Here is a 20,189-nt window from a genome sequence, read left to right on the forward strand (position 1 = left end):
AACCGGCCCGGCACGCCCCGTGGGCGTCCGTCAGAGACCCAGGTCGTACAGGACGAACTCCTCCCAGGAGCCGCTGATGTCGGCGGAACGGGCCCGCAGCGCGTACTGGAGGGAGCCGGTGAAGTTGTACTCCATGGCGACGAAGAGGCCGTTCGCCTCGGACTGCAGCGCCCAGCGGTCCAGCGTCTCGCTGTAGTAGAGGGAGAACCGCTCCCAGCCGCCGACGCCGGTGGACCGGGCGCGCAGCAGGTTCTTGGAGTTGCCGGTCTGGTTCAGCTCGACGGCGACGTACCGGTTGTTGGCCATGGACCTCAGGGCGTAGGTCTCGGTGGCGTCGTCCCACTCGAAGGCGAAGCTCTCCCAGCTCCCGAGGTTGGTGGACCGGGCGCGCAGCGCACCGGTGTTGGGGGCCGCGTAGTTCAGCTCGGCGGTGACGAGCTTCTCGTTGCGGACCGACTCGATCGCCAGGTAGGCCGTCTCGTCCGCGGTGGCCTGCGTCGCGGAGAGGGACGGCTTGCCGGCCGCCTCGTCGTTCATCGCGGCCAGCTCGGGGCCGTCGATCTTCTCCCAACCGGCCGGCACGCCGGCGACCGGGGTCTCGGCGGGAGCGGCCCCCGCCGCCGGAGCCACCAGCGTGGAGGCCGTCAGCAGAGCGCCCACGGTCAGGAGAAGGGAAGTCATGCGTCGCACAGGTCGTCCTCACCTTTCGTCGAATGGATTCCGGGATCGGCGAGAGCGGGTTTCGACCGCCTGCTCGGGACATTCGTGGTGCGGACCGTGACGTCCGTTCCCCGTGCGCCGGGCATCGACTCTCCTGGCATGCCGGCACCATCCCCCCTGTCTTTCCCCCACGCCCCCCGGAGACCGCGGTCGGCGCTTTCCCCGAAGCGCCGGCGGTCGTACCGTGCCCGCCGGAACACCCCTCCACCGCCAACAAGACGGCCACAGTGGGCCGTTGGACGGGGTGGACCGTTCCGTCGAGGCGGCTACAGCGTAACGGCAGGACGCCTCTTCGAACAGGCGTTTTCCGGTGCCGCGCGTCGTTCCGGAAGGGGACGCGGCGGGTGAAGGGGGGTGCGGCGACGGGTGAAGGGGGTGCGGCGGGTGCGGCCGGTCCCGCTTCCCGCGGTCGGGAGGCGTGGCCGGAACGGTCACGGGGGACGGCGTCCGTGCACCCGTACGGGGTACAGGAGCCCGGTCGCGTCCGGTTTGTTCAAGCCCGCCGGCGGTGGGGCGCCTACCGTCGGGGCATGGTGTGGGTCGACGACAGCGTGATCGAGAAGGCCGGACGCTTCCTGTGGGAGTCCGGACGTGTACTGGAACAGCGCCGCTTCGCGTTCCTCTTCGGGGACGAGACCGCGCCGGCGGGCGTCCTGACGGCCTTGGACGCCCACCGAGCGCCGGACGGGGGGTACGCCTACGGCCTCGAACCGGACGTACGAGGTCCCGCGAGCCAGCCGATCTCGATGATCGCCGCCCTGGAGGTCCTGGAGGAGACGGGCGCACTGCGCGGCCGGGCCGAGGAGATCTGCGACTGGCCGGCGGAACACTCCGCAGCGGACGGCGGGGTGCCCGCCGTTCTGCCCACCCTGCGTCCCTACCCGCGTCCGCCCTGGCTGCCGATCCCGGACGAACCGGTGGGAGACCTGCTCCCGACCGGCCCGATCGTCGCCGCCCTGCTCCGCGCCGAGGTGGAACACCCGTGGCTGGACAGGGCGGTGGACTTCTGCCGCCACGCCGTCGAGGCGCTGCGGCAGACCCATCCCTACGAGGCCGAGGCCGCCGTCGCCTTTCTCGACGCGGCACCGGACCGGACGTGGGCGACGCGGCAGGCCGTCCGGCTGGGCGAGATGGTGCGGGAACAGCGCATCGTGCTGCTGGACCCGGAGCGTCCCGAGGCCGCGACCCTCGCCCCCGGGTACGCGCCGGGCGAGTACCACCTGCCGCACGACTACGCTCCGCGCCCGGACAGCCTCGCCCGGGCCTGGTTCACCGACACCGAGATGGACCGCGGCCTGCGGTACTTGGTCGCCGAACAGCGGGAGGACGGCGGCTGGCCGATCCGCTGGGCGAAGTGGTCGCCCGTCACCGAGGTGGAGGCCCGTCCGGCGGTGACCCTCGCCGCGCTCTTGGCCCTCCGGGCCTACCGTCACGTGTCGTCGGGCCGGTAACGGTGGAGGGGTGACGGTGGAGGGGTGACGGACGGATCGGCGGCCCGCGTGGTCGGCGGGCGCCGGCGGGTGCGGTGGGGGTGGGGGTCGGGGCCGGTCCGGGGCGGACGTTCCGGACGGCATGATTTACGGCCGTTGCCGTGAGACGTTGTGTGGAGCGTGTATTGGCCGCAAATCACGCTTGAGTGTCCGGAACATCCGCCCCTTCCCGTCCCCTCCCGCCGTCGTCCGGCTGCCGGTCGGGCGTCCGGTGGGTCAGCGCCGGAGGAAGTGGTCGAACTCGCCGGCCTTCACACCGCGTATGAAGGCCGCCAGGCTCTCGGGCGTGGTGGTCAGGACGGTGCCGGGGTCGTCGCTCTCGCGCATCCCGACCGTCCCGTCGTCGCCCGACGCGACCTGGACGCAGTTGGCGGCCTCGCCGCTGTAGGAGGACTTCTGCCAGACAGGGGCGGACATGCACGCTCCTTATCGGATCTCTCGGGCGATGCGGCGCATCAGATCACGGGAATCGGTCGGGGTGAGAGCGCAGCCCTTCATGCGGTCCACAACGGTGCGGTACTTCGTCAACTGCGCGTGTGCATCAAGGAATTCGGAGCCATGGTCCGTGTCGAGCTGCACGGTGTCGAGCTGTGGGACGGGACCGTGGCAGTAGACGACGGACTGCCCGGAGCTGGGGAAGGTGCCGGCGCCGAACGGGATCACCAGCACGGTGACGTTCTCGCGCTCGCTCGCCTCGATGAGGTGGGTGAGTTGAGCGCGGGAGACGGCCGGGCCTCCGAAACCCATGCGGAGGGCGGCTTCGTGGACGATCGCCGTCAACGGAGTCGGGTTTTCCCTGTGGAGGATCGCCTGCCTCTTGATCCGGAAAGAGACTCGGTGCTCCACATCGGGCGGTGCGAGGGGAGGAACGACATCGCTGATGACCGCACGCGCGTGCTCCGTGGTCTGGAGGAGACCGGGTACGTGGATCACCGAGGCGATGTGCATCGAGACCGTGTGGTGTTCCAGCTCGGCGAGGTCGAGAGCCCCGGCCGGAAGGATGTCCCGATACTCCTCCCACCAGCCGCGCGTCCGTCCACCCGTCATCGAGGCGAGGGCGTCGACGAGGTCTTGGTCCGTGCACGAGTATGCGTGGGCCAGGGCGCGCACGCGGTCCGCGCTCACCGCGTAACGGCCTGCCTCGATCATGCTCATGCGGGCTTGCTGGACGCCGAGTCTCGCAGCGGCCTCGGTGGATGACAGACCCGCGCTCAGGCGAAGTCTCCGCAGTTCGGTCCCCAGGCGCTGCTGCCTGAGTGTCGGGGTGCTGCTCGCTGGCATGGCTCTCGGCTCTTTCTCGCGTGTGGGCGGCTGCGTCACTCACACGGGTGAAGTTGATAAAGCTAACCCAGAACCACTGATAGTTCTATCAGTGAGTCTCTAGGGTGTTGCGCAGCCGCTCCAACCGGCTGCGCTGGTCATCGGAAGCGCACCGCCCTGTCCGGCCACGGCGACAGGGTGGCAATGCCACCGATCGATACGGCGCCTCGGTGGTTCGTCCTGTGTCAAGTCCACATCTTTTCCCGGAGGTTCCGTGAACACCGTATCCGCGCAGAACAGTGGCCCCGAGCCGCATGGCGGGCCAGAGGCCGTGAGGTTCGCGGGTTTTGAGGAGAGGTTGCGCGCGTTGGTCGTCGATCTCGCGCCACGGCAGTTCGCCGTGGTGCAGGTGTGGGACGCGGGCGAGGGGGAGCCGGACGGGTGCGTCGCCGCGTGGGGCGTGGTGTACGAGGACGGACGGACGCAGGTGAGCAGCGCCGACGGGGTTTCACGGTTCGTCCTCGGTTCGCCCGAGCGGGCCACGTGGTGGTTCGGGCGGGCCGAGGGCGTCACGGCCCGGATCGTCTGGCTCGCCGGACCGGACCGGGTTGTCACCGCGTGATGTGTGCGCCCCTCGTTCGGGTGAACGAGGTCGGTGGACCCGTGTCGGTGGTGTTCGGCATGCTGGGATCGGTGACGCACCGATAAGAGGAGACCGCCATGAGCGCACTCACCGTCGATCCGGGGCCGGGGCACGCCTACGGCTGGGACGACCTGGTCCGGCTCTGGGAGGAGACGGACTGGCCCGAGGGCTGCAAGGTGGAGATCATCGATGGAGTCATCACCGTGTCACCACCGCCCGCCGGTGACCACAACGTCATTGCCGCCAGGTTGCAGCGGCTGTTGGACAGGGCACTTCCGGAGGACTGGTACGTCTACCAGACCCAGGGCGTCTCGGTTCCTTTCCGTAGCGGCATCTACGTCCCCGACCTGCTGGTGATGCCGGAGGCCGCGATCGAGGCGGCCGGCGACCATGCGGTACCGGCCGGGGAGGCGGAGCTCGTCGTGGAGATCACCTCGCCGTCCAACGCGCGGCACGACCGGATCAGCAAGGCCGCCGGCTACGCCCGGGCCGGAGTGCCGCTGTACCTGTTGGTCGATCGCTGGGCGCCGGGCGGCCCGACGGTGACGCTGTACGGGGAGCCCAAGGGGGACGTCTACCGGGTGCTGCACGCCGGGAAGTTCGGGGACACCATCCATCTTCCCGAGCCCTTCGACCTCGCCGTCGACACGGGGGTCTTCCCCGTCGACTGAGTCGGTGGGAAGCCCCCGTGACGGCGGAGTTCAGCAGCTCCGCGCCGCCTCCAGGCGCCGCTGGGTCAGTGCGCGGCGTGTGGCGTAGAGCGTGACGCCGGCCGCCAGGACCAGCGCGCCCAGTGTGAAGGCGACCGTCGCGCTCCAGCCCGCCGCGTGGTAGGCGATCGCGCCCAGCGGGGCGCCCAGCGAGCTGCCCAGGTAGTACGCCATCTGGTACAGCGCGGAAGCCTGGGCCTTGCCCTCCTTGGCGGTGCGGCTCACCGAGCTGGACGCCACCGCGTGGCCCGCGAAGAAGCCCGCCGTGATCAGCACCAGGCCTATCAGGACGGCCGTCAGGGTCTCGCCCAGGCTCACCAGCAGGCCCGTGGAGGTGGTGCCGATCGCCAGGTAGAGCGCGCCACGCCGGCCCATCCGCTCCACCAGACGTCCGGCGGCGGCCGAGGAGACCGTGCCGACCAGGTAGATCACGAAGATGGAGCCGACCAATCCCTGAGAGAGCCCGAAGGGCTCCTCCACCAGCCGGTAGCCGATCACGGTGTAGACCGCGCCGAAGACGACCATGAAGAGCAGGCCGAGCGAGTACAGCCGCACCAGCAGCCCGTCGGAGAGGTGGCCGCGGACGACGCGCAGCACCGCGGTGGGCCGGATCGAGGCCGGGGTGAAGTTGCGGGCCCTCGGGATCAGCAGCCGGTAGACGACCGCGCAGAGCAGCGCCACCACGGCCACCGACGCCAGGCCGGCGCGCCAGCCCCAGCCCTCGGCCGCCCAGCCGGTCAGGACACGGCCGGACATCCCGCCGACGCTGTTGCCCGCCACGAACAGGCCGACGGCCCCCACCAGCGCCCGGGGCGGCAGTTCGTCCGCCAGGTACGCCATCGCGGACGCGGGGATACCGGCGATCGCGGCGCCCTGGAGGGCGCGCAGCGCGATCAGGATCTCGATGTTCGGCGCGAAGGGCAGCACCAGCGCCACGGCCACCGCGACCGCCAGGGAGCAGGTCATCACCGTGCGCCGCCCGAAGCGCTCGGAGAGCGCGGAGAGCGGCAGCACGGCCACCGCGAGTCCGATGGTGGCGGCGGAGACGGTCCAGCTCGCCCGGCCCGGCGTCACGCCGAGGTCGGCGGTGAGGGCGGGCAGCAGGGGCTGGGTGGCGTACAGCAGGCTGAAGGTGGCCAGGCCCACGGCGAAGAGGGCCAGGCTGATGCGGCGGTTCGACGGTACGGAACGATCGGAGAAGGCACCCGGGCGAGCGGGTGCCCCGGTATCGACAGAAGGCATGCCTCGAAGGTACGATCAAGGGTTTCATGCGTCCAATGCACGGAAGTGCGGAAGGTGATCCATGGACGCATAAGCCGAGGTGGGAGGGTGCCATGTCACCGGTCGGCAACAGAAAAGACATCTCGGTTACATCGGACGCGGCCCGCCGTGCGGCCCGAGGCGCCGACTCCGGGCCCGACATCGCTCCCGAGTCCTGGGCGGCCACGCTCACCCCGAGGCTGGCCCAGTTCGTGGCCGTCGCCCGCCACGAGCACGTCACGCGCGCCGCGGCGGAGTTGGGCGTGCCGCAGTCCACGCTCAGCCGCGCGATCGCCCGGCTGGAGAACGACCTCGGGGTGGACCTGTTCACCCGGCGGGGGCGGACGGTCTCCCTCACCCCGGCGGGCCTGACGTTCCTGACGTCCGTGGAGCGCGCCCTGACCTCCGTGGAACAGGCGGCCGAGGCCGTGCGCGCCGACGCCGACCCGACCACGGGGAAGGTCGCGTTCGGCTTCCTGCACACCCTGGGTTCCGAGACCGTCCCCGAGCTGATCCGCTCCTTCCGCGTCGACCATCCGCGGGTGCGCTTCTCCCTGATCCAGACGTACGGCGAGGCGATGATCGAGCGGCTGCGCGCCGGGGACCTCGACCTGTGCCTGACCTCCCCGGTGCCCGACGCCCCGGACCTGGCCGCGCGCCGGTTGGACGAGCAGCGGCTGCGGCTGGTGGTTCCCGAGGAGCATCCGCTCGCGCGGCGGCGCCGGGTGCGGCTGGTGGAGGCGGCCGAGGAGCCGTTCATCACGCTGGAGCCCGGCTATGGGATGCGCCGCATCTTCGACGCGCTCTGCGCCGAGGCGGGGTTCCGGCCGAGGATCGCCTTCGAGGGCGAGGAGGCCGAGACGCTGCGCGGTCTGGTGGCGGCCGGACTGGGCGTGGCCCTGCTGCCGCCCCCGGCCGTGCCCCGGCCGGGGGTGCGGGAGTTGACGGTCACCGAGCCGCGTGCGGTGCGGGAGATCGGGGTGGCCTGGGTGGAGGGTCGCCCGGAGACCCCGCCCGTGACGGCCTTCCGGACGTTCCTGCTGAGCCGCCGGGGCCGGCTCCTGGCGTGACCGGCGGATCAGTGCCGCAGGGAGCGGCCGAAACCCGCGGCCAGCGGCATCCGCAGGCCCAGCGGCGGCGGGGCCGCCAGCGCGTCGACCACCGGGCGGGCGAAGTCGTGGTCGCACAGCGTGCCGAGGACGAAGTTCTCGGCCAGGGCGAGCACTTCACCGCGGTGCTGTCGCAGGGCGTGGCCGTCGGTGTGGACCTCGAACCGGCAGACGTCCGGGTTGGTCTTCTTGGCCCGCGCGGCCAGGCGGTACGACAGGTCGGGATCGGTGTGCTCGTCGTCCGTGCCGTGCACCAACAGCACCTTCCGTCCGGCCAGTTGGCGCACCGGCTCCGGTTCGCCCGCCTCGCGGTGATCCGGCAGCCAGGGGGCCAGTGCCAGCACGGAGACCACGGCCGGGTGGCCCGCGGCCCGCAGCGCGGCGCGGGCTCCCATGTCCCAGCCGGCCAGGCACACCGGTATGTCGCCGTAGAGTTCCACGACCTGTTCCAGCGCCCACTCCACGTCCTCCACCGGGTGGGCGTCCTCGCCGTTCCAACCGCGGTAGCGGTAGTGGACGACGTGCGTGGCCAGCTCCGCGCCGGCCCCCGTCCGTGCCAGTCGCCGTGCCAGCGGCAGCACGGCCGCCGCGGCTCTGGAGGAGCGGCGGCGGGTGCTCACCGCCCGTCCTCCGGGCAGCAGGAGGACCACTCCCTGCGCCGACCGGTCCGCACCGAACGCCCGCCCCAACCGCGCATCCCGTCGCGGCAACGCCTGTCGAGTCACGGCAGAACCATGGCAGAAGCCCGGGTGTACCGGCGGTGTCGCGCGGTCACCATTGGATATCGAAGGGCGTGGCGGGCCGGGCTTGGGCGCTCTCCGGGGCGCCGGTGGGTCCCGGGGTGATATCTACGCGCGTAGGCGCTAGAGTGCCGCAATGACGAGCGAGACTGTCACCACCGTCCCCACCGCGGACCAGATCCGCCGCGCCCCCAAGGTGCTGCTGCACGACCACCTCGACGGCGGACTCCGTCCGGCCACCGTCGTCGAGCTCGCCCGTGAGACCGGCTACGACGGTCTGCCGGAGACGGACCCCGAGGCGCTGGGCGTCTGGTTCCGGGAGGCCGCCGACTCCGGCTCCCTGGAGCGCTACCTGGAGACCTTCTCCCACACCTGCGCGGTGATGCAGACCCGCGACGCCCTGGTGCGGGTCGCCGCCGAGTGCGCCGAGGACCTGGCGGCCGACGGCGTGGTCTACGCGGAGGTGCGGTACGCCCCCGAGCAGCACCTGGAGCGGGGGCTGAGTCTCGAAGAGGTCGTCGAGGCCGTCAACGAGGGCTTCCGACTGGGCGAGCGCCGGGCGCGCGAGGCCGGGCACCGCATCCGTGTCGGCGCCCTGCTCACCGCGATGCGGCACGCCGCCCGCTCCCTGGAGATCGCCGAACTCGCCAACCGCTACCGTGACCTGGGCGTCGTGGGGTTCGACATCGCGGGCGCCGAGGCGGGGTACCCGCCCACCCGGCACCTGGACGCCTTCGAGTACCTCAAGCGGGAGAACAACCACTTCACCATCCACGCCGGCGAGGCGTTCGGGCTGCCGTCGATCTGGCAGGCCCTCCAGTGGTGCGGCGCCGACCGGCTCGGCCACGGGGTGCGCATCATCGACGACATCCACATCGGGAAGGACGGTGCCGTCGAACTCGGCCGGCTCGCGGCGTACGTGCGGGACAAGCGCGTCCCGTTGGAGATGTGCCCCACCTCCAACCTCCAGACCGGCGCGGCCCCCTCGTACGCGGAGCACCCCATCGGGCTGCTGCGGAAGCTGCGCTTCCGGGTCACGGTCAACACCGACAACCGGCTGATGAGCGGCACCAGCATGAGCCGCGAGTTCGAGCACCTGGTGGAGACGTTCGGCTACACCCTCGACGACCTTCAGTGGTTCACCGTCAACGGGATGAAGTCGGCCTTCCTTCCTTTCGATGAACGTCTGGCCATGATCAATGACGTGATCAAGCCCGGCTACGCCGAGTTGAAGTCCGAGTGGCTGTTCCAGGAGGCCTCCGGAAAGGGGCTGTGACCAGCCGTTTCGTTCTCCGTCGAGGTGGTGGGCGGGGGAGCGGGGGCGGCCCGGTCCGCGACACTCGACCGTTTCGGGGTGTTTGCGAACAGCGTGACGCCCTGGCTACGTTCGCGAAGCCGCTCAAGCCACCCACACGAGGACGTAAAAGCTGATGATCCAGCGAACGATGAGAACACTCGGTGTCGCCGTGCTCGGTGTCGCCTTCGCCGCCGTCGGTGCCGGCACCGCCGCCGCGGACACCCTGGGTCTGGACAAGACCACCGGTGGCCTGCTGAAGCCCCTGCCCGTGGAGGAGGCCGCCCGGACGCTTCCGGCGCCCGGCGGCGAACAGGCGCGGACGCTTCCGGCACCCGGTGGCGAACAGGCGCGGACGCTGCCCGCACCCGGCGGTGAGCAGGCGCGGACGCTGCCCGCTCCTGACGGTGAGCAGGCGCGGACGCTGCCCGCGCCCGCCGAGCAGAAGGACCCGCTGCGGCAGTTGCTCGGCGGTCTGCCGCTCGGCGGCGCGAAGAAGCCGACGATGGTCAACCTGCCGACCGGCGAGCTCACGGGCTCCCTGAGCACCGGGGATCTCCTGGGCTGAGCACCCGCTCCCTCCTACGGCCGTCCTCCCGCCTCTTCCGTCGGGAGGCGCGACGGGCCGCACACCGGACACGCCCGGTGTGCGGCCCGTCGTACGTCTGTCACAGCCCGGCGTGCCGCGTCTTCCGCTCGTCGGGCAGCAGCACCCACAGCACGATGTAGAGCAGGAACTGCGGCCCCGGCAGCAGGCAGGAGACCAGGAAGATCACTCGCATCGTGTTCGCGGAGACGCCGAAGCGGCGGGCCAGCCCGGCGCACACGCCACCGATCATCCGGTCGTCACTGGGACGGACAAGTGCGGCCATGGGAGACTCCTTCGCTCTGCCCGGAACGCCACCGTTCGATGGCGACGAATCCACCGTAGATGAGCCATCCGGGCGAAAACGTCGGTCTAAGGGGCGATTCCGACCCTGGGAGTCCTCGGGGTCGCCCCCTGATCCTCGCCGTCGGGGCGACGGACCCGGGCGTCGGGGGCGTCCGCGTTCTCCGCGGCCCGCAGCCGGGCGCGCAGCGCGGGAAAGCACAGCAGGTGCACCAGGGCCACCCCGGTGGTGTTGAGCAGCAGCGCGTCCACGTCCGCGACCTGTCCCGGCACGGCGGGCTGCGTCAGCTCGATGCCGAGCGAGATCATCGCCGAGGCGAAGACGGTGCGGGCCCACGAGCCCAGGCGCGACGTGGGGCGGGCCACCACCATCGGCAGCAGCACCCCCAGCGGGGCGAGCAGCGCCAGATCACCGCCTATGCCCTCCAGCGCGGCCCGGGGTCCGCTCGCCAGATCGGCGTGGATCGAGGCGAAGGGACGCAGGTTCGCGGGGGCGACCCAGGGCACGGACAGCGGTCGCAGTGTCAGCCAGCCGACGAACAGCAGATGGCAGCAGAGGAGAACGAGGCCCGCTGTGCGGATGCGGTGGACGGCGGAGCCGCCGCGGTGTCGATGCTGCACGGGGACGAAGACGCGCGCGGCGCGGAACGCGGTTCCGCGCGGTGACGTGGCATCCGAGTGTGCCGGATCACCCCGGAACCGGGGAGCCCGTCGGCTTCGTCGCCTCGGGTCCGCCGCGCAGCGCGCGGGTGCACGAGTACTCCATCGGCCGCCCGTCGGCGCCGTCCCCGGCCGGGCCGGCGAGCACCACCGAGTCCTCCCGGCCGGCGGCGTCCGTGCCCGCGAACGTGCAGACGATCTGGGCCAGCGCGAAGGGCGGCAGCCCGTCGGGCTCCTGGCTCAGCCGCAGTGCCTCGTCGGGGTCCCCCTCGGCCGGCCCGCGGACCTCCAGGTCCTCGGGGACGGAACTGCCGAAGCCGGCCTCGTCCTCGGCCCGGGAGGGGGGCTTGCGCAACTCGTCCAGCAGGGCGCGGGCCGTCTCCAGCCTCGTGGCCCCGCCCTTCCTCCCGGGCGACGGCACGGCGCGCTCCACCGCGATCACCTCGCCGCTGCAGACGAGGAAGACGGACGTCCGGACGGTCTCGTCCCCGGACGGTCGTTCCCCGCCGAGGCGCGGTGGCGTGCACGACACCCGGGACGGCGCCGAGCCGGCGTCCACCGGCACGGGCGTCGGGCGGATGCCGCACCCGCCGAGCGCGAGCGCGGCGAGAACGGTGAGGGAGGCGGCGACCGTGCGGACGGTACGGCGCGCGGTGATCATCGTTCGCTCTCCTCGTCGGTGCCGGTGTCCGCGTCGACGTCGGTCCCGCCGTCGTCACCGTCCCGGTCCGGCGCGAGCCGGCTCGCGCCGCGCGGCAGCCGCAGGGTGAAGACCGCGCCGCCCTCGGGCGCGTTCTCCGCGGTGATCTCGCCCCCGTGGATGTGCGCGTTCTCCAGGGCGATCGACAGCCCGAGTCCGCTGCCCTCCGAGCGGGGCCGGGACGCGCTCGCCTTGTAGAAGCGGTCGAAGACGTGCGGCAGCACCTCCTCGGGGACCCCCGGACCGCGGTCGGCGACCCGGATCGTCAGCTCGTCCTCGCCGGTGGCCGTCTTGCCGGTGCGCACCGACACCCGCACCGGGGAGCCGCCGTGCTTGAGCGCGTTGCCGATCAGGTTGGCCAGGATCACGTCCAGCCGTCGCGGGTCGAGCCGCGCCATGATGCCCCGGTCGGCGTCGAGTTCGACCGCGTCCAGCCACGCGCGGGCGTCGATGCAGGCCGTCACCTGGTCGGCGACGTCGACGTCGTCCAGGACCAGCTTGGCCGTGCCCGCGTCGAAGCGGGTGACCTCCATCAGGTTCTCCACGAGGTCGTTCAGCCGTCGGGTCTCGCCGACCACCAGTCTGACGGCGGGCGCGATCATGGGGTCGAGCGAGTCGACCTCGTCCTCCAGCACCTCCGTCACCGCGGTGATCGCGGTCAGCGGGGTGCGCAGTTCGTGGGACATGTCCGCCACGAAGCGGCGGCTGGACTCCTCGCGGGCGCTCAGCTCCGCCACCCGTTTCTCCAACGCCTCGGCGGCGCCGTTGAACGTCCGGGAGAGCTCGGCGAGTTCGTCGGTCCCCGACACCTGCAGCCGGGTGTCCAGCTTCCCCTCGCCCAGCCGCCGCGCCGCGTCCCCCAGGCGCTGCACGGGCCGCAGCACCGTCGTGGCGGCGGCCTGCGCCAGCAGGGCGGAGCCGATCAGCGCCAGCGCGGTGGCGATCCCCAGCGACCAGGCCAGGGAGTTGAGGTCGTCCCGCTCGGGCGCCAGCGACTTGAACATGTAGCCCGTCGGTCCGCCGCCGATCACGGTCGCGCCGGCCACCAGGTACGGCTCGCCCCGCAGCGTGATCCGCTGCCAGTACAGGTGGTACGGCGCCGGGTTGGAGGCGTCGACCGGGCGCTTCTCGTTCACCGCGGCGCGCAGCTCCCGGGGCACGTCGGCCAGGGTGAAGTCGGGGTCGGACACGGCGTCGCAGGCCGGGCTCCCGCCCTGCGGGTCGGTCAGGACCACCTCGTAGCGCTGGGTGGTGGTGGCCATGGCGTCGGCCGCGCCGCGCAGCGCGTCGCAGGTCGGCCGCTTGGCCAGGGAACCGGCGTGGTCGCCCAGCGATTCGTGGAAGTCGTCGAGCGCGGCGTCCTGGGTCCGGGTGAGGACGGCGTCGCGGTTGAGCCAGTAGGCGATGCCGGAGGCGGCCGTCGCGGCGATCAGCGCGACCAGCGCGAAGACGACCACGAGCCGCATGCGCAGACTCGTCAGCCGCAGCGCCTCCATGACCCTGCCGGGGAACGCGCTCACGGTGCCTCTCCTGGTGAGCCTCGCCACCCGCCGGGCGCGGGCGTGGATATCGGTGCCGGGCGTGAGGCGGACCCGCGGGGCCGCCTCACGCCGGGGGATCCAGTCGGTAGCCGACCCCCCGCACCGTGCGGATCAGCGTCGGGGAGGAGGGGACGTCCTCGACCTTCGCGCGCAGCCGCTGGACGCACGCGTCGACCAGACGGGAGTCGCCGAGGTAGTCGTGCTCCCACACCAGCCGCAGCAGTTGCTGCCGCGACAGCGCCTGTCCGGGGCGGCGGCTGAGTTCCAGCAGCAGCCGCAGCTCGGTCGGGGTCAGTTGGAGGTCCCTGCCGTTCTTGGTCACGGTCATGGCCGAGCGGTCGATGACCAGCGAGCCGAAGGTCGCCGAGTCGTTCGCCTCGCGCTCGCCGCGCCGCATCACCGCGCGGATGCGGGCGTCCAGCACCCGGACCTGCACGGGCTTGACGACGTAGTCGTCCGCGCCCGACTCCAGGCCGACCACGACGTCGATGTCGTCGCTGCGCGCGGTCAGCAGGATGATCGGCAGTTGGTCGGTGCGCCGGATGCGACGGCACACCTCGAAGCCGTCGATGCCGGGCAGCATGACGTCCAGCACGATCAGGTCCGGCCGTTGTTCGCGCAGCAGCTTGAGACCGTCCTCACCCGAGGCGGCGGTCACCACGCGGTGACCCTGCCGGGTCAGACCCATCTCCAGGGCCGTACGGACGGCTTCGTCGTCCTCGATCAGCAACAGGAAAGGCACATGCGCCATTCTGGCGCATCACCCACACGGAGTTCGACTGGCATGTACACGGAACCCGCACCTCGGTCGGGTCACGCCCTCTCCGGCCCCTGTGACACCCCTGTGACAGACGGCGGACCCCGCCATGAAACTGCGGCGGCAATGTAGTCGGCACGAAGCAAGCGCACGGTCCGGCTCCACGAGGGGGGCGCGAGATGAACACACTGCACCGCAACATCACCAGCGCAGTTATCCACACGCGTCTGCACGCCCCTGTGGTTCCCGATCGAGGCGCCGAGAAGTCCGGTGTCACGGGGGGTCGGGGGTGCGTCCGTGGCACCGGACGTCAGCGGCCGGCGCACATCGCCGCCGTGGAGAAGTCGGCCGAGGGAGTCGGCCGACGGGGGGAGGACGCGTACGGGGAGGCACCGGGGGAGCGGCGCCAGAGCGGGTCGGAGGCCGAGTTCACCGCCTACGTCCGCGAGCGCCGCGCCTCCCTGTACGCCACCGCCTACCACCTGACGGGAGACCGTCACGAGGCCGAGGACCTGCTCCAGAGCGCGCTGTTCTCCACCTACCGCGCCTGGGACCGGATCAGCGACAAGGCGGCCGTCGGCGGATACCTCCGCCGCACCATGACGAACCTGCACATCAGCGCCTGGCGTCGTCGCAAGCTCAACGAGTACCCGACCGAGGAACTGCCCGAGTCGGCGGGCGAGAACGACGCGATGCGCGGCACCGAACTGCGCGCGGTCCTGTGGCAGGCGCTGGCGCGACTGCCCGAACTCCAGCGCACCATGCTGGTCCTGCGCTACTACGAGGGCCGTACCGACCCGGAGATCGCCGACATCCTGAACATCAGCGTCGGCACGGTCAAGAGCAGCATCTGGCGCTCCCTGCGCCGGTTGCGCGACGACGAGGCGCTCAGCCTCGGCCGCGACCTGGAGGAGAGCTTCGGCGAACTGGTCGCCTGACGGCGGCCGGGCCCGAGGGTGGGGGAGAGAACGGGGGAAACAGGGGGATACGGGGGGGGTACGGGAGCGGGTCCGATCGGCCGGGAGGGTCGATCGGACCCGCTCCCTCACGCGTGCGCGGTCGACTTCCCGCGCGGGGCCGGCACCCGCGCCGGCGCGGACGCGCCGAGCGCCGCGATCCGGGCCATGGCCTCGTCGTGGCCGCAGGCGTGGGCGCCCAGGGAGACATGGCGCGCGACGATCGAGCCCTCCCGGCGCATCAGGGCCCAACCGCGGCGCACCAGGACGGGCAGCGACTTGCGGCCCTCGCGCACGTCACGGACCAGCCGCCGCCGGAAGGTGGTGAGGGGATGCCCGCGCAGGCACAGCGCGTCGGCCAGCAGCCCCGAGGCGCGGCAGCGCCGGGCGATCTCGGCGGCGAAGATCCCCTCGGCGACGAACAGGCGCGCGCCGCGCAGGTCCAGCGTGCCCTCGCCGACGCGCGCGCTCACGGAGATGTCGTACACCGGCACGGTCGTACGGCCGCGCTCGCACAGGGCCGTGATCGCCGCCACCGCGGCCTCGGCGTCCCAGGAGGCGGGGTCGTCCCAGTCCACCGGACCACCGCCGGGCGACCGGGGCAGTGACGGGTCGCCGGCCTCCTTGTAGAAGTCGTCCAGGCGCAGGACGGGCAGCCCCGTGCGGGCGGCGAGCGAGGTCTTGCCGGAACCCGATGGTCCGGTCAGCAGGATCACGCGAGCGGTGTCGGCGGAGGTCACGGGAGACCATTGTCCGTGATCCCCGAGGGGAGTTGTGCGCGTGTGCATGTGACGGCGGCTTCATATACGCTGCGTCACCGTACGGTTACGCACTTCGACTCTCCTGGTAGGTGTCCCATGACCGCTCAGCACCGCCGTCACGCACGGAAGCGGCAGGCGCGTACGGCCGGGAACGGCATCCCCCGCGCCCTGTTGCGGGTCGGACTGGCCGTCTCCGCGGCAGGGGCCGCGGTGATGTCGGGAGCCGCGGGGGCGGTCGCGGCCCCGTCCACGTCCGACCTCCTGGTGACCGGCGGCTCACCGGACGCGGCGAAGGCGCTGGAGGGCGCGACGACCGCGACGGGGGCCGCGACGGCCGGCGCGCTGCGTCCGGCCAAGGACCAGCGGATCCACCCGCTGGCCGGCACGCCGGTCGACCCGTTGAGCAACGTGGTGGGCACCCAGGTCGCCGACTTCAAGCCCCTGACCACCGAGCCGCTCACGGAGCCGTTCGCCGACGGCGGCACGCTGCGCACCCTGCCCGTCGTGGGCTCGGCGACGGGGCTGCTGCCCGGTTGACGGACGACCCATCGCGCCGCGGCGCCCACCGGGTTCGGCGGACGCCGTGGCGCGACGGGGCGCGACGGGGTGGCGAGGGCGCGCCCGAGGGGGCGTCAGACGCCCATGGGGTGCCAGACGGTCTTGGTCTCCAGGAACGCCAGCATCCGCCGTGTGCCGGGGTCGGCGAACCAGTCCTCGCCCCCGGCGTCCCCGGCCGACGGGCGCAGCACCCGCTTGAGGTTCTCCGCGGCGGCCGTCTCCAACTCCTTGGCGAGCTCCGCGTCCGCGCCCGTCAGGTCGATCGCGTTGACGTCCTGGTGGGCGGCGAGCGGCGCGGCGATCTCGGCCGTCCTCCCGGAGAGGAGGTTGACCACGCCGCCCGGCAGGTCGGAGGTGGCCAGCACCTCGGCCAGGGAGAGCGCGGGCAGCGGCGCCCGCTCGCTCGCCGCCACCACGGCGGTGTTGCCGGTGACGATCACCGGGGCGAGCACCGACACCAGTCCGAGGAAGGACGGCTCCCGAGGCGCCAACACGGCGACCACGCCGGTCGGTTCGGGGGTGGAGAGGTTGAAGTACGGGCCCGCGACGGGGTTGGCGCCGCCCACCACCTGGGCGACCTTGTCGGACCAGCCCGCGTACCACACCCAACGGTCCACGGCCGCGTCCACCTGGGCGGTGGCCTTCGCCTTCGACAGCCCCTCGGCGGCGGCGACCTCGGCGACGAACTGGTCGCGGCGGCCCTCCAGCATCTCGGCGATCCGGTAGAGGATCTGACCGCGGTTGTAGGCCGTCGCCCTCGACCAGCCGCCGAACGCCTTGCGGGCCGCGACCACCGCGTCCCGGGCGTCCTTGCGGGAGGCCAGCGGGGCGTTCGCCAGCCAGTTGCCGCGTGTGTCGGTCACCTCGTACACCCGTCCGCTCTCGGACCGGGGGAACTTCCCCCCGACGAACAGCTTGTAGGTCTTGAGAACGCTCAGCCGCGTGTGCGCGCCGGGCTTGCCGGACATCTCAGACATCGAGGTACGCCTCCAGACCGTGACGGCCGCCCTCGCGACCGAAGCCCGACTCCTTGTAGCCGCCGAAGGGCGAGGTCGGGTCGAACTTGTTGAACGTGTTGGCCCACACGACGCCGGCCCGGAGCTTGTCGGCCACCGCCAGGATGCGCGAGCCCTTCTCCGTCCACACGCCCGCGGACAGGCCGTACTGCGAGTTGTTGGCCTTGGCCACGGCCTCGTCCGGGGTGCGGAAGGTCAGCACCGACAACACGGGGCCGAAGATCTCCTCGCGGGCGATCCGGTGGGCCTGGGTGACGTTGGTGAAGATCGTCGGGGCGAACCACCAACCCCGCTCGGGCAGTTCGCACGCGGGCGACCAGCGGACGGCGCCCTCGGCCTCGCCGCTGTCGACGAGTTCGGTGATGCGGGCGAGCTGCTCGGCGGAGTTGATCGCGCCGATGTCGGTGTTCTTGTCCAGCGGGTCGCCGACCCGCAGGGTCGCCAGCCGGCGCTTGAGCGCCTCCATCAGCTCGTCGTGGACCGACTCCTGGACCAGCAGCCGGGAGCCCGCGCAGCAGACCTGGCCCTGGTTGAAGTAGATGCCGTTCACGATGCCCTCGACGGCCTGGTCGATCGGCGCGTCGTCGAAGACGATGTTGGCGCCCTTGCCGCCCAGCTCCAGGGTGAGCCGCTTGGCGGTCCCCGCCACCGTGCGGGCGATCCGCTTCCCGACGGCGGTGGAGCCGGTGAAGGCGACCTTGTCGATCCCGTCGTGGGCCACCAGCGCGGCGCCGGTGGATCCGTCGCCGGTGAGGATGTTGACCACGCCCTTCGGCAGTCCCGCCTGGCGGCAGACGTCCGCGAAGAACAGGGCGGACAGCGGGGTCGTCTCGGCGGGCTTGAGGACGACGGTGTTGCCGCAGGCCAGGGCCGGGGCGATCTTCCAGGCCAGCATCAGCAGCGGGAAGTTCCACGGGATGACCTGACCCGCCACGCCCAGCGGGCGCGGGTCGGGGCCGAAGCCGGCGTGGGAGAGCTTGTCGGCCCAGCCCGCGTGGTAGAAGAAGTGCGCGGCGACCAGCGGCAGGTCCACGTCGCGGGTCTCGCGGATCGGCTTGCCGTTGTCCAGGGTCTCCAGGACGGCCAGCTCGCGCGAGCGCTCCTGGATGATCCGGGCGATCCGGAACAGGTACTTGGCGCGTTCCGAGCCGGGCAGGGCCGACCAGGGCCCGAAGGCGCGGCGGGCGGCGGCCACGGCCGCGTCCACGTCCTCGGCGCCCGCGTGGGCGACCTCGGCCAGGACCTCCTCGGTGGACGGCGAGACGGTCTTGAAGACCCTGCCGTCGGCGGCCTCGCGGAACTCGCCGTCGACGAACAGGCCGTAGGAGGGCGCGATGTCCACGACCGCGCGGGACTCGGGCGCGGGTGCGTACTCGAAAATGGGGCTCATCGGATTCAGTCCACCGTCACGTAGTCGGGGCCGGAGTAGCGCCCGGTGGTCAACTTCTGGCGCTGCATCAGCAGATCGCCCAGGAGGCTGGAGGCGCCGAAGCGGAACCAGTCGGGGTGCAGCCAGTCGTCGCCGAGGGTCTCGTTCACCAGCACCAGGTACTTGATCGCGTCCTTGGCGGTGCGGATGCCGCCCGCGGGCTTGACGCCGACCTGGCGTCCGCCTGCGGCGCGGAAGTCGCGCACGGCCTCCAGCATCACCAGCGTGTTCGCCGGCGTGGCGTTGACCGCCACCTTGCCGGTGGAGGTCTTGATGAAGTCCGCCCCGGCGAGCATCGCCAGCCAGGAGGCGCGGCGGACGTTGTCGTACGTGGCCAGCTCGCCGTTCTCGAAGATGACCTTCAGGTGGGCGTCCTCGCCGTCCTCGCGGGCGCACGCCTCCTTCACGGCCCGGATCTCCTCGAAGACCTGCATGTAGCGGCCGGAGAGGAAGGCGCCGCGGTCGATCACCATGTCGATCTCGTCGGCCCCGGCGGCCACCGCGTCGCGGGTGTCGGCGAGCTTGACCGACAGGGCGGCGCGACCGGCGGGGAAGGCCGTGGCGACGGAGGCGACGTGGACGTCCCGGCCCCCGGCGGCGTCCAGGGCCTGTCGGGCGGTGGCCACCATGTCCGGATAGACGCAGATCGCGGCGACCTTCGGGGCGGTGCGGTCGGTGGGGTCGGGGACGACGCCCTTGGCGCACAGGGCCCGCACCTTGCCCGGGGTGTCGGCGCCCTCCAGGGTCGTCAGGTCGATCATGGAGATGGCGAGGTCGATGGCGAACGCCTTCGCCGTGGTCTTGATCGAGCGGGTGCCGAGCGTGGCGGCGCGGGCTTCGAGGCCGACCGCGTCGACCCCGGGCAGGCCGTGGAGGAAGCGCCGCAGCGCGGTGTCGGACGCGGTGGCGTCCGCGAACACGGAGGGCGATGCGGGGGGTGGTGCGGCGGTCGTGGTGGGAGACGTGGCAGGCATGGTCACCAGATGAGCATATCTACGCGCGTAGCGACATGTCACCCCCTCCCCGCCGCCGGAGAGGCCACGACCGGTCGGGCTCCCCGCGGGGAACGTCGGGCAGAATCGGGGGCATGACGCGCGAGCAGCCCGAGTACGCCGACCACGTCTACCGCTCCGGATCGGGGATGGCGGGGGGCGCGCTGCTGCTGTTGCTGGTCCTGCTGCTGGCCGGCGAGGGGATCGTCAACGGCGAGGGCCGTATCCGGTGGCTCTCGGTGGCCTGGCTGGTCTTCCTCGTGCCGCTGATCGTCGCGTTCTCCCTGCGCCCCGCGGTGTTCGCGGGCCGCGAGCGGCTGCGGGTGCGCAACCCCTTCCGCACGATCACCCTGCCGTGGGCGTCGGTGGAGGACGTGCGGGCCACGTACTCCAGCGAGGTCTTCGCCGCCGGCGCGAAGTACCAGATGTGGGCGATCCCGGTCTCGCTGCGCCAGCGCAAGAAGGCCGTCAGGAAGGGCGCCGGCCCGGCGACCGCGTCCGCCGGACCGGCCCTGGACGCGGGAGTCCGGGCCCAGGCCGACCGGGCGGTGGAGGAGATCCGGGAACTGGCCGAACGTCACGCCTCCGCGGAGGCGGCGCAGGGCGCCCCGACCGTCCGCTGGGCCTACGAGGTCCTGGCCCCCGTCGCGGTCGGCGGGATCGCCCTGCTCTGCCTGTTGTTCCTGGGCTGACACGTGTTCTCG

The 20,189-nt window shown here is 72.1% G+C and carries 23 protein-coding genes; 9 read left to right on the forward strand and 14 right to left on the reverse strand.

What is annotated here, in order from left to right; genetic code table 11:
* Window positions 1–30: 30 nt before the first annotated feature.
* Window positions 31–681, reverse strand: a complete 651-nt coding sequence (locus IF47_RS0102835) for a fascin domain-containing protein (protein WP_031506341.1) — start codon at window positions 679–681, stop codon at window positions 31–33.
* Between the two features lie 569 nt (window positions 682–1,250).
* Here IF47_RS0102835 and IF47_RS0102840 point away from each other — a divergent pair.
* The gene (locus IF47_RS0102840; RefSeq protein ID WP_031506342.1) at window positions 1,251–2,171 is read left to right on the forward strand and encodes a hypothetical protein; all 921 of its coding nucleotides are present in this window, start codon (window positions 1,251–1,253) and stop codon (window positions 2,169–2,171) included.
* 255 nt (window positions 2,172–2,426) lie between these two features.
* On the opposite strand, the gene IF47_RS0102845 is transcribed toward IF47_RS0102840, so the two are convergent.
* Complete coding sequence (locus IF47_RS0102845; RefSeq protein WP_031506343.1) at window positions 2,427–2,627, reverse strand: DUF397 domain-containing protein; 201 nt, start codon at window positions 2,625–2,627, stop codon at window positions 2,427–2,429.
* Between the two features lie 9 nt (window positions 2,628–2,636).
* Complete coding sequence (locus IF47_RS0102850) at window positions 2,637–3,491, reverse strand: helix-turn-helix domain-containing protein (RefSeq protein ID WP_031506344.1); 855 nt, start codon at window positions 3,489–3,491, stop codon at window positions 2,637–2,639.
* Window positions 3,492–3,837: 346 nt separating this feature from the next.
* Here IF47_RS0102850 and IF47_RS0102855 point away from each other — a divergent pair, with 346 nt between their 5' ends.
* Window positions 3,838–4,092, forward strand: coding sequence for a hypothetical protein (locus tag IF47_RS0102855; protein ID WP_245640972.1), 255 nt, complete (start codon window positions 3,838–3,840; stop codon window positions 4,090–4,092).
* A 98-nt stretch (window positions 4,093–4,190) separates the two neighbouring features.
* Window positions 4,191–4,784 (forward strand): Uma2 family endonuclease, encoded by a 594-nt coding sequence (locus IF47_RS0102860; protein WP_031506346.1) that lies wholly within the window; start codon window positions 4,191–4,193, stop codon window positions 4,782–4,784.
* 30 nt (window positions 4,785–4,814) lie between these two features.
* Here the strand turns inward: IF47_RS0102860 and IF47_RS0102865 are convergent, their stop codons facing one another.
* On the reverse strand, window positions 4,815–6,065 hold the full coding sequence (locus tag IF47_RS0102865) for an MFS transporter (protein ID WP_078591511.1): 1,251 nt from the start codon (window positions 6,063–6,065) through the stop codon (window positions 4,815–4,817).
* A 92-nt stretch (window positions 6,066–6,157) separates the two neighbouring features.
* On the opposite strand from IF47_RS0102865, the gene IF47_RS0102870 reads away from it, so the two are divergent.
* Entirely contained in the window at window positions 6,158–7,153 is a 996-nt protein-coding gene (locus IF47_RS0102870; protein WP_031506348.1) for a LysR family transcriptional regulator, read from the forward strand.
* An 8-nt stretch (window positions 7,154–7,161) separates the two neighbouring features.
* Here the strand turns inward: IF47_RS0102870 and IF47_RS0102875 are convergent, their stop codons facing one another.
* A complete protein-coding gene (locus IF47_RS0102875) occupies window positions 7,162–7,917 on the reverse strand; it encodes an alpha/beta hydrolase (RefSeq protein WP_078591512.1) in 756 nt (251 codons plus the stop codon).
* 151 nt (window positions 7,918–8,068) lie between these two features.
* Between IF47_RS0102875 and IF47_RS0102880 the strand changes: the two genes are divergently transcribed.
* Both IF47_RS0102880 and IF47_RS27400 read left to right on the forward strand, forming a co-directional pair.
* Complete coding sequence (locus IF47_RS0102880; protein ID WP_031506350.1) at window positions 8,069–9,208, forward strand: adenosine deaminase; 1,140 nt, start codon at window positions 8,069–8,071, stop codon at window positions 9,206–9,208.
* A 154-nt stretch (window positions 9,209–9,362) separates the two neighbouring features.
* The gene (locus IF47_RS27400) at window positions 9,363–9,794 is read left to right on the forward strand and encodes a hypothetical protein (protein ID WP_037731798.1); all 432 of its coding nucleotides are present in this window, start codon (window positions 9,363–9,365) and stop codon (window positions 9,792–9,794) included.
* Window positions 9,795–9,894: 100 nt separating this feature from the next.
* Here the strand turns inward: IF47_RS27400 and IF47_RS0102890 are convergent, their stop codons facing one another.
* The 5 genes from IF47_RS0102890 to afsQ1 form a co-directional block, all read right to left on the reverse strand.
* Window positions 9,895–10,098, reverse strand: a complete 204-nt coding sequence (locus IF47_RS0102890; RefSeq protein ID WP_031506352.1) for a PspC domain-containing protein — start codon at window positions 10,096–10,098, stop codon at window positions 9,895–9,897.
* 86 nt (window positions 10,099–10,184) lie between these two features.
* Window positions 10,185–10,736, reverse strand: a complete 552-nt coding sequence (locus IF47_RS0102895) for a VanZ family protein (RefSeq protein WP_031506353.1) — start codon at window positions 10,734–10,736, stop codon at window positions 10,185–10,187.
* A gap of 67 nt (window positions 10,737–10,803) precedes the next feature.
* A complete protein-coding gene (locus IF47_RS0102900) occupies window positions 10,804–11,436 on the reverse strand; it encodes a hypothetical protein (protein ID WP_051716878.1) in 633 nt (210 codons plus the stop codon).
* On the reverse strand, window positions 11,433–12,971 hold the full coding sequence (locus IF47_RS0102905; RefSeq protein WP_078591544.1) for a sensor histidine kinase: 1,539 nt from the start codon (window positions 12,969–12,971) through the stop codon (window positions 11,433–11,435). Before IF47_RS0102905 ends, IF47_RS0102900 begins: the two co-directional genes overlap by 4 nt.
* A 109-nt stretch (window positions 12,972–13,080) precedes the next feature.
* A complete protein-coding gene (gene afsQ1, locus IF47_RS0102910; protein WP_031506356.1) occupies window positions 13,081–13,758 on the reverse strand; it encodes a two-component system response regulator AfsQ1 in 678 nt (225 codons plus the stop codon).
* Between the two features lie 194 nt (window positions 13,759–13,952).
* Here afsQ1 and IF47_RS0102915 point away from each other — a divergent pair, with 194 nt between their 5' ends.
* On the forward strand, window positions 13,953–14,711 hold the full coding sequence (locus IF47_RS0102915; protein ID WP_031506357.1) for a SigE family RNA polymerase sigma factor: 759 nt from the start codon (window positions 13,953–13,955) through the stop codon (window positions 14,709–14,711).
* Window positions 14,712–14,818: 107 nt separating this feature from the next.
* Here IF47_RS0102915 and IF47_RS0102920 read toward each other — a convergent pair whose 3' ends face one another.
* On the reverse strand, window positions 14,819–15,469 hold the full coding sequence (locus tag IF47_RS0102920; protein WP_031506358.1) for an ATP-binding protein: 651 nt from the start codon (window positions 15,467–15,469) through the stop codon (window positions 14,819–14,821).
* 117 nt (window positions 15,470–15,586) lie between these two features.
* On the opposite strand from IF47_RS0102920, the gene IF47_RS0102925 reads away from it, so the two are divergent.
* On the forward strand, window positions 15,587–16,027 hold the full coding sequence (locus tag IF47_RS0102925; RefSeq protein ID WP_245640974.1) for a hypothetical protein: 441 nt from the start codon (window positions 15,587–15,589) through the stop codon (window positions 16,025–16,027).
* 95 nt (window positions 16,028–16,122) lie between these two features.
* Here the strand turns inward: IF47_RS0102925 and IF47_RS0102930 are convergent, their stop codons facing one another.
* Genes IF47_RS0102930 through deoC form a run of 3 tightly spaced genes read right to left on the reverse strand, consistent with a single transcriptional unit; the run spans window position 16,123 to window position 19,467 of the window.
* Window positions 16,123–17,025, reverse strand: coding sequence for an aldehyde dehydrogenase family protein (locus IF47_RS0102930; protein WP_078591513.1), 903 nt, complete (start codon window positions 17,023–17,025; stop codon window positions 16,123–16,125).
* Window positions 17,018–18,454: an aldehyde dehydrogenase family protein gene (locus IF47_RS0102935; protein ID WP_031506361.1), complete on the reverse strand. Its 1,437-nt coding sequence runs from the start codon at window positions 18,452–18,454 to the stop codon at window positions 17,018–17,020. The genes IF47_RS0102930 and IF47_RS0102935 overlap by 8 nt, the downstream gene beginning before the upstream one ends.
* A gap of 5 nt (window positions 18,455–18,459) precedes the next feature.
* Window positions 18,460–19,467: a deoxyribose-phosphate aldolase gene (gene deoC, locus IF47_RS0102940; protein ID WP_031506362.1), complete on the reverse strand. Its 1,008-nt coding sequence runs from the start codon at window positions 19,465–19,467 to the stop codon at window positions 18,460–18,462.
* Between the two features lie 113 nt (window positions 19,468–19,580).
* Here deoC and IF47_RS0102945 point away from each other — a divergent pair, with 113 nt between their 5' ends.
* Window positions 19,581–20,177, forward strand: coding sequence for a PH domain-containing protein (locus IF47_RS0102945; RefSeq protein WP_031506363.1), 597 nt, complete (start codon window positions 19,581–19,583; stop codon window positions 20,175–20,177).
* The last annotated feature ends 12 nt before the right edge of the window (window positions 20,178–20,189 follow it).

The organism is Streptomyces megasporus (assembly GCF_000718985.1).
Lineage (GTDB): Bacteria > Actinomycetota > Actinomycetes > Streptomycetales > Streptomycetaceae > Streptomyces > Streptomyces megasporus.

Excerpts from the sequence above, each read along its gene's own strand:
- IF47_RS0102865 (WP_078591511.1), bottom strand. The coding sequence starts at position 6,065 with ATGCCTTCTGTCGATACCGGGGCACCCGCTCGCCCGGGTGCCTTCTCC.
- IF47_RS0102860 (WP_031506346.1), top strand. The coding sequence starts at position 4,191 with ATGAGCGCACTCACCGTCGATCCGGGGCCGGGGCACGCCTACGGCTGG.
- deoC (WP_031506362.1), bottom strand. The coding sequence starts at position 19,467 with ATGCCTGCCACGTCTCCCACCACGACCGCCGCACCACCCCCCGCATCG.
- IF47_RS0102900 (WP_051716878.1), bottom strand. The coding sequence starts at position 11,436 with ATGATCACCGCGCGCCGTACCGTCCGCACGGTCGCCGCCTCCCTCACC.
- IF47_RS0102935 (WP_031506361.1), bottom strand. The coding sequence starts at position 18,454 with ATGAGCCCCATTTTCGAGTACGCACCCGCGCCCGAGTCCCGCGCGGTC.
- IF47_RS0102945 (WP_031506363.1), top strand. The coding sequence starts at position 19,581 with ATGACGCGCGAGCAGCCCGAGTACGCCGACCACGTCTACCGCTCCGGA.
- IF47_RS0102915 (WP_031506357.1), top strand. The coding sequence starts at position 13,953 with ATGAACACACTGCACCGCAACATCACCAGCGCAGTTATCCACACGCGT.
- IF47_RS0102840 (WP_031506342.1), top strand. The coding sequence starts at position 1,251 with ATGGTGTGGGTCGACGACAGCGTGATCGAGAAGGCCGGACGCTTCCTG.
- IF47_RS0102850 (WP_031506344.1), bottom strand. The coding sequence starts at position 3,491 with ATGCCAGCGAGCAGCACCCCGACACTCAGGCAGCAGCGCCTGGGGACC.
- IF47_RS27400 (WP_037731798.1), top strand. The coding sequence starts at position 9,363 with ATGATCCAGCGAACGATGAGAACACTCGGTGTCGCCGTGCTCGGTGTC.
- IF47_RS0102880 (WP_031506350.1), top strand. The coding sequence starts at position 8,069 with ATGACGAGCGAGACTGTCACCACCGTCCCCACCGCGGACCAGATCCGC.
- IF47_RS0102905 (WP_078591544.1), bottom strand. The coding sequence starts at position 12,971 with ATGGAGGCGCTGCGGCTGACGAGTCTGCGCATGCGGCTCGTGGTCGTC.
- IF47_RS0102835 (WP_031506341.1), bottom strand. The coding sequence starts at position 681 with ATGACTTCCCTTCTCCTGACCGTGGGCGCTCTGCTGACGGCCTCCACG.
- IF47_RS0102890 (WP_031506352.1), bottom strand. The coding sequence starts at position 10,098 with ATGGCCGCACTTGTCCGTCCCAGTGACGACCGGATGATCGGTGGCGTG.
- IF47_RS0102845 (WP_031506343.1), bottom strand. The coding sequence starts at position 2,627 with ATGTCCGCCCCTGTCTGGCAGAAGTCCTCCTACAGCGGCGAGGCCGCC.
- IF47_RS0102870 (WP_031506348.1), top strand. The coding sequence starts at position 6,158 with ATGTCACCGGTCGGCAACAGAAAAGACATCTCGGTTACATCGGACGCG.
- IF47_RS0102930 (WP_078591513.1), bottom strand. The coding sequence starts at position 17,025 with ATGTCTGAGATGTCCGGCAAGCCCGGCGCGCACACGCGGCTGAGCGTT.
- IF47_RS0102925 (WP_245640974.1), top strand. The coding sequence starts at position 15,587 with ATGACCGCTCAGCACCGCCGTCACGCACGGAAGCGGCAGGCGCGTACG.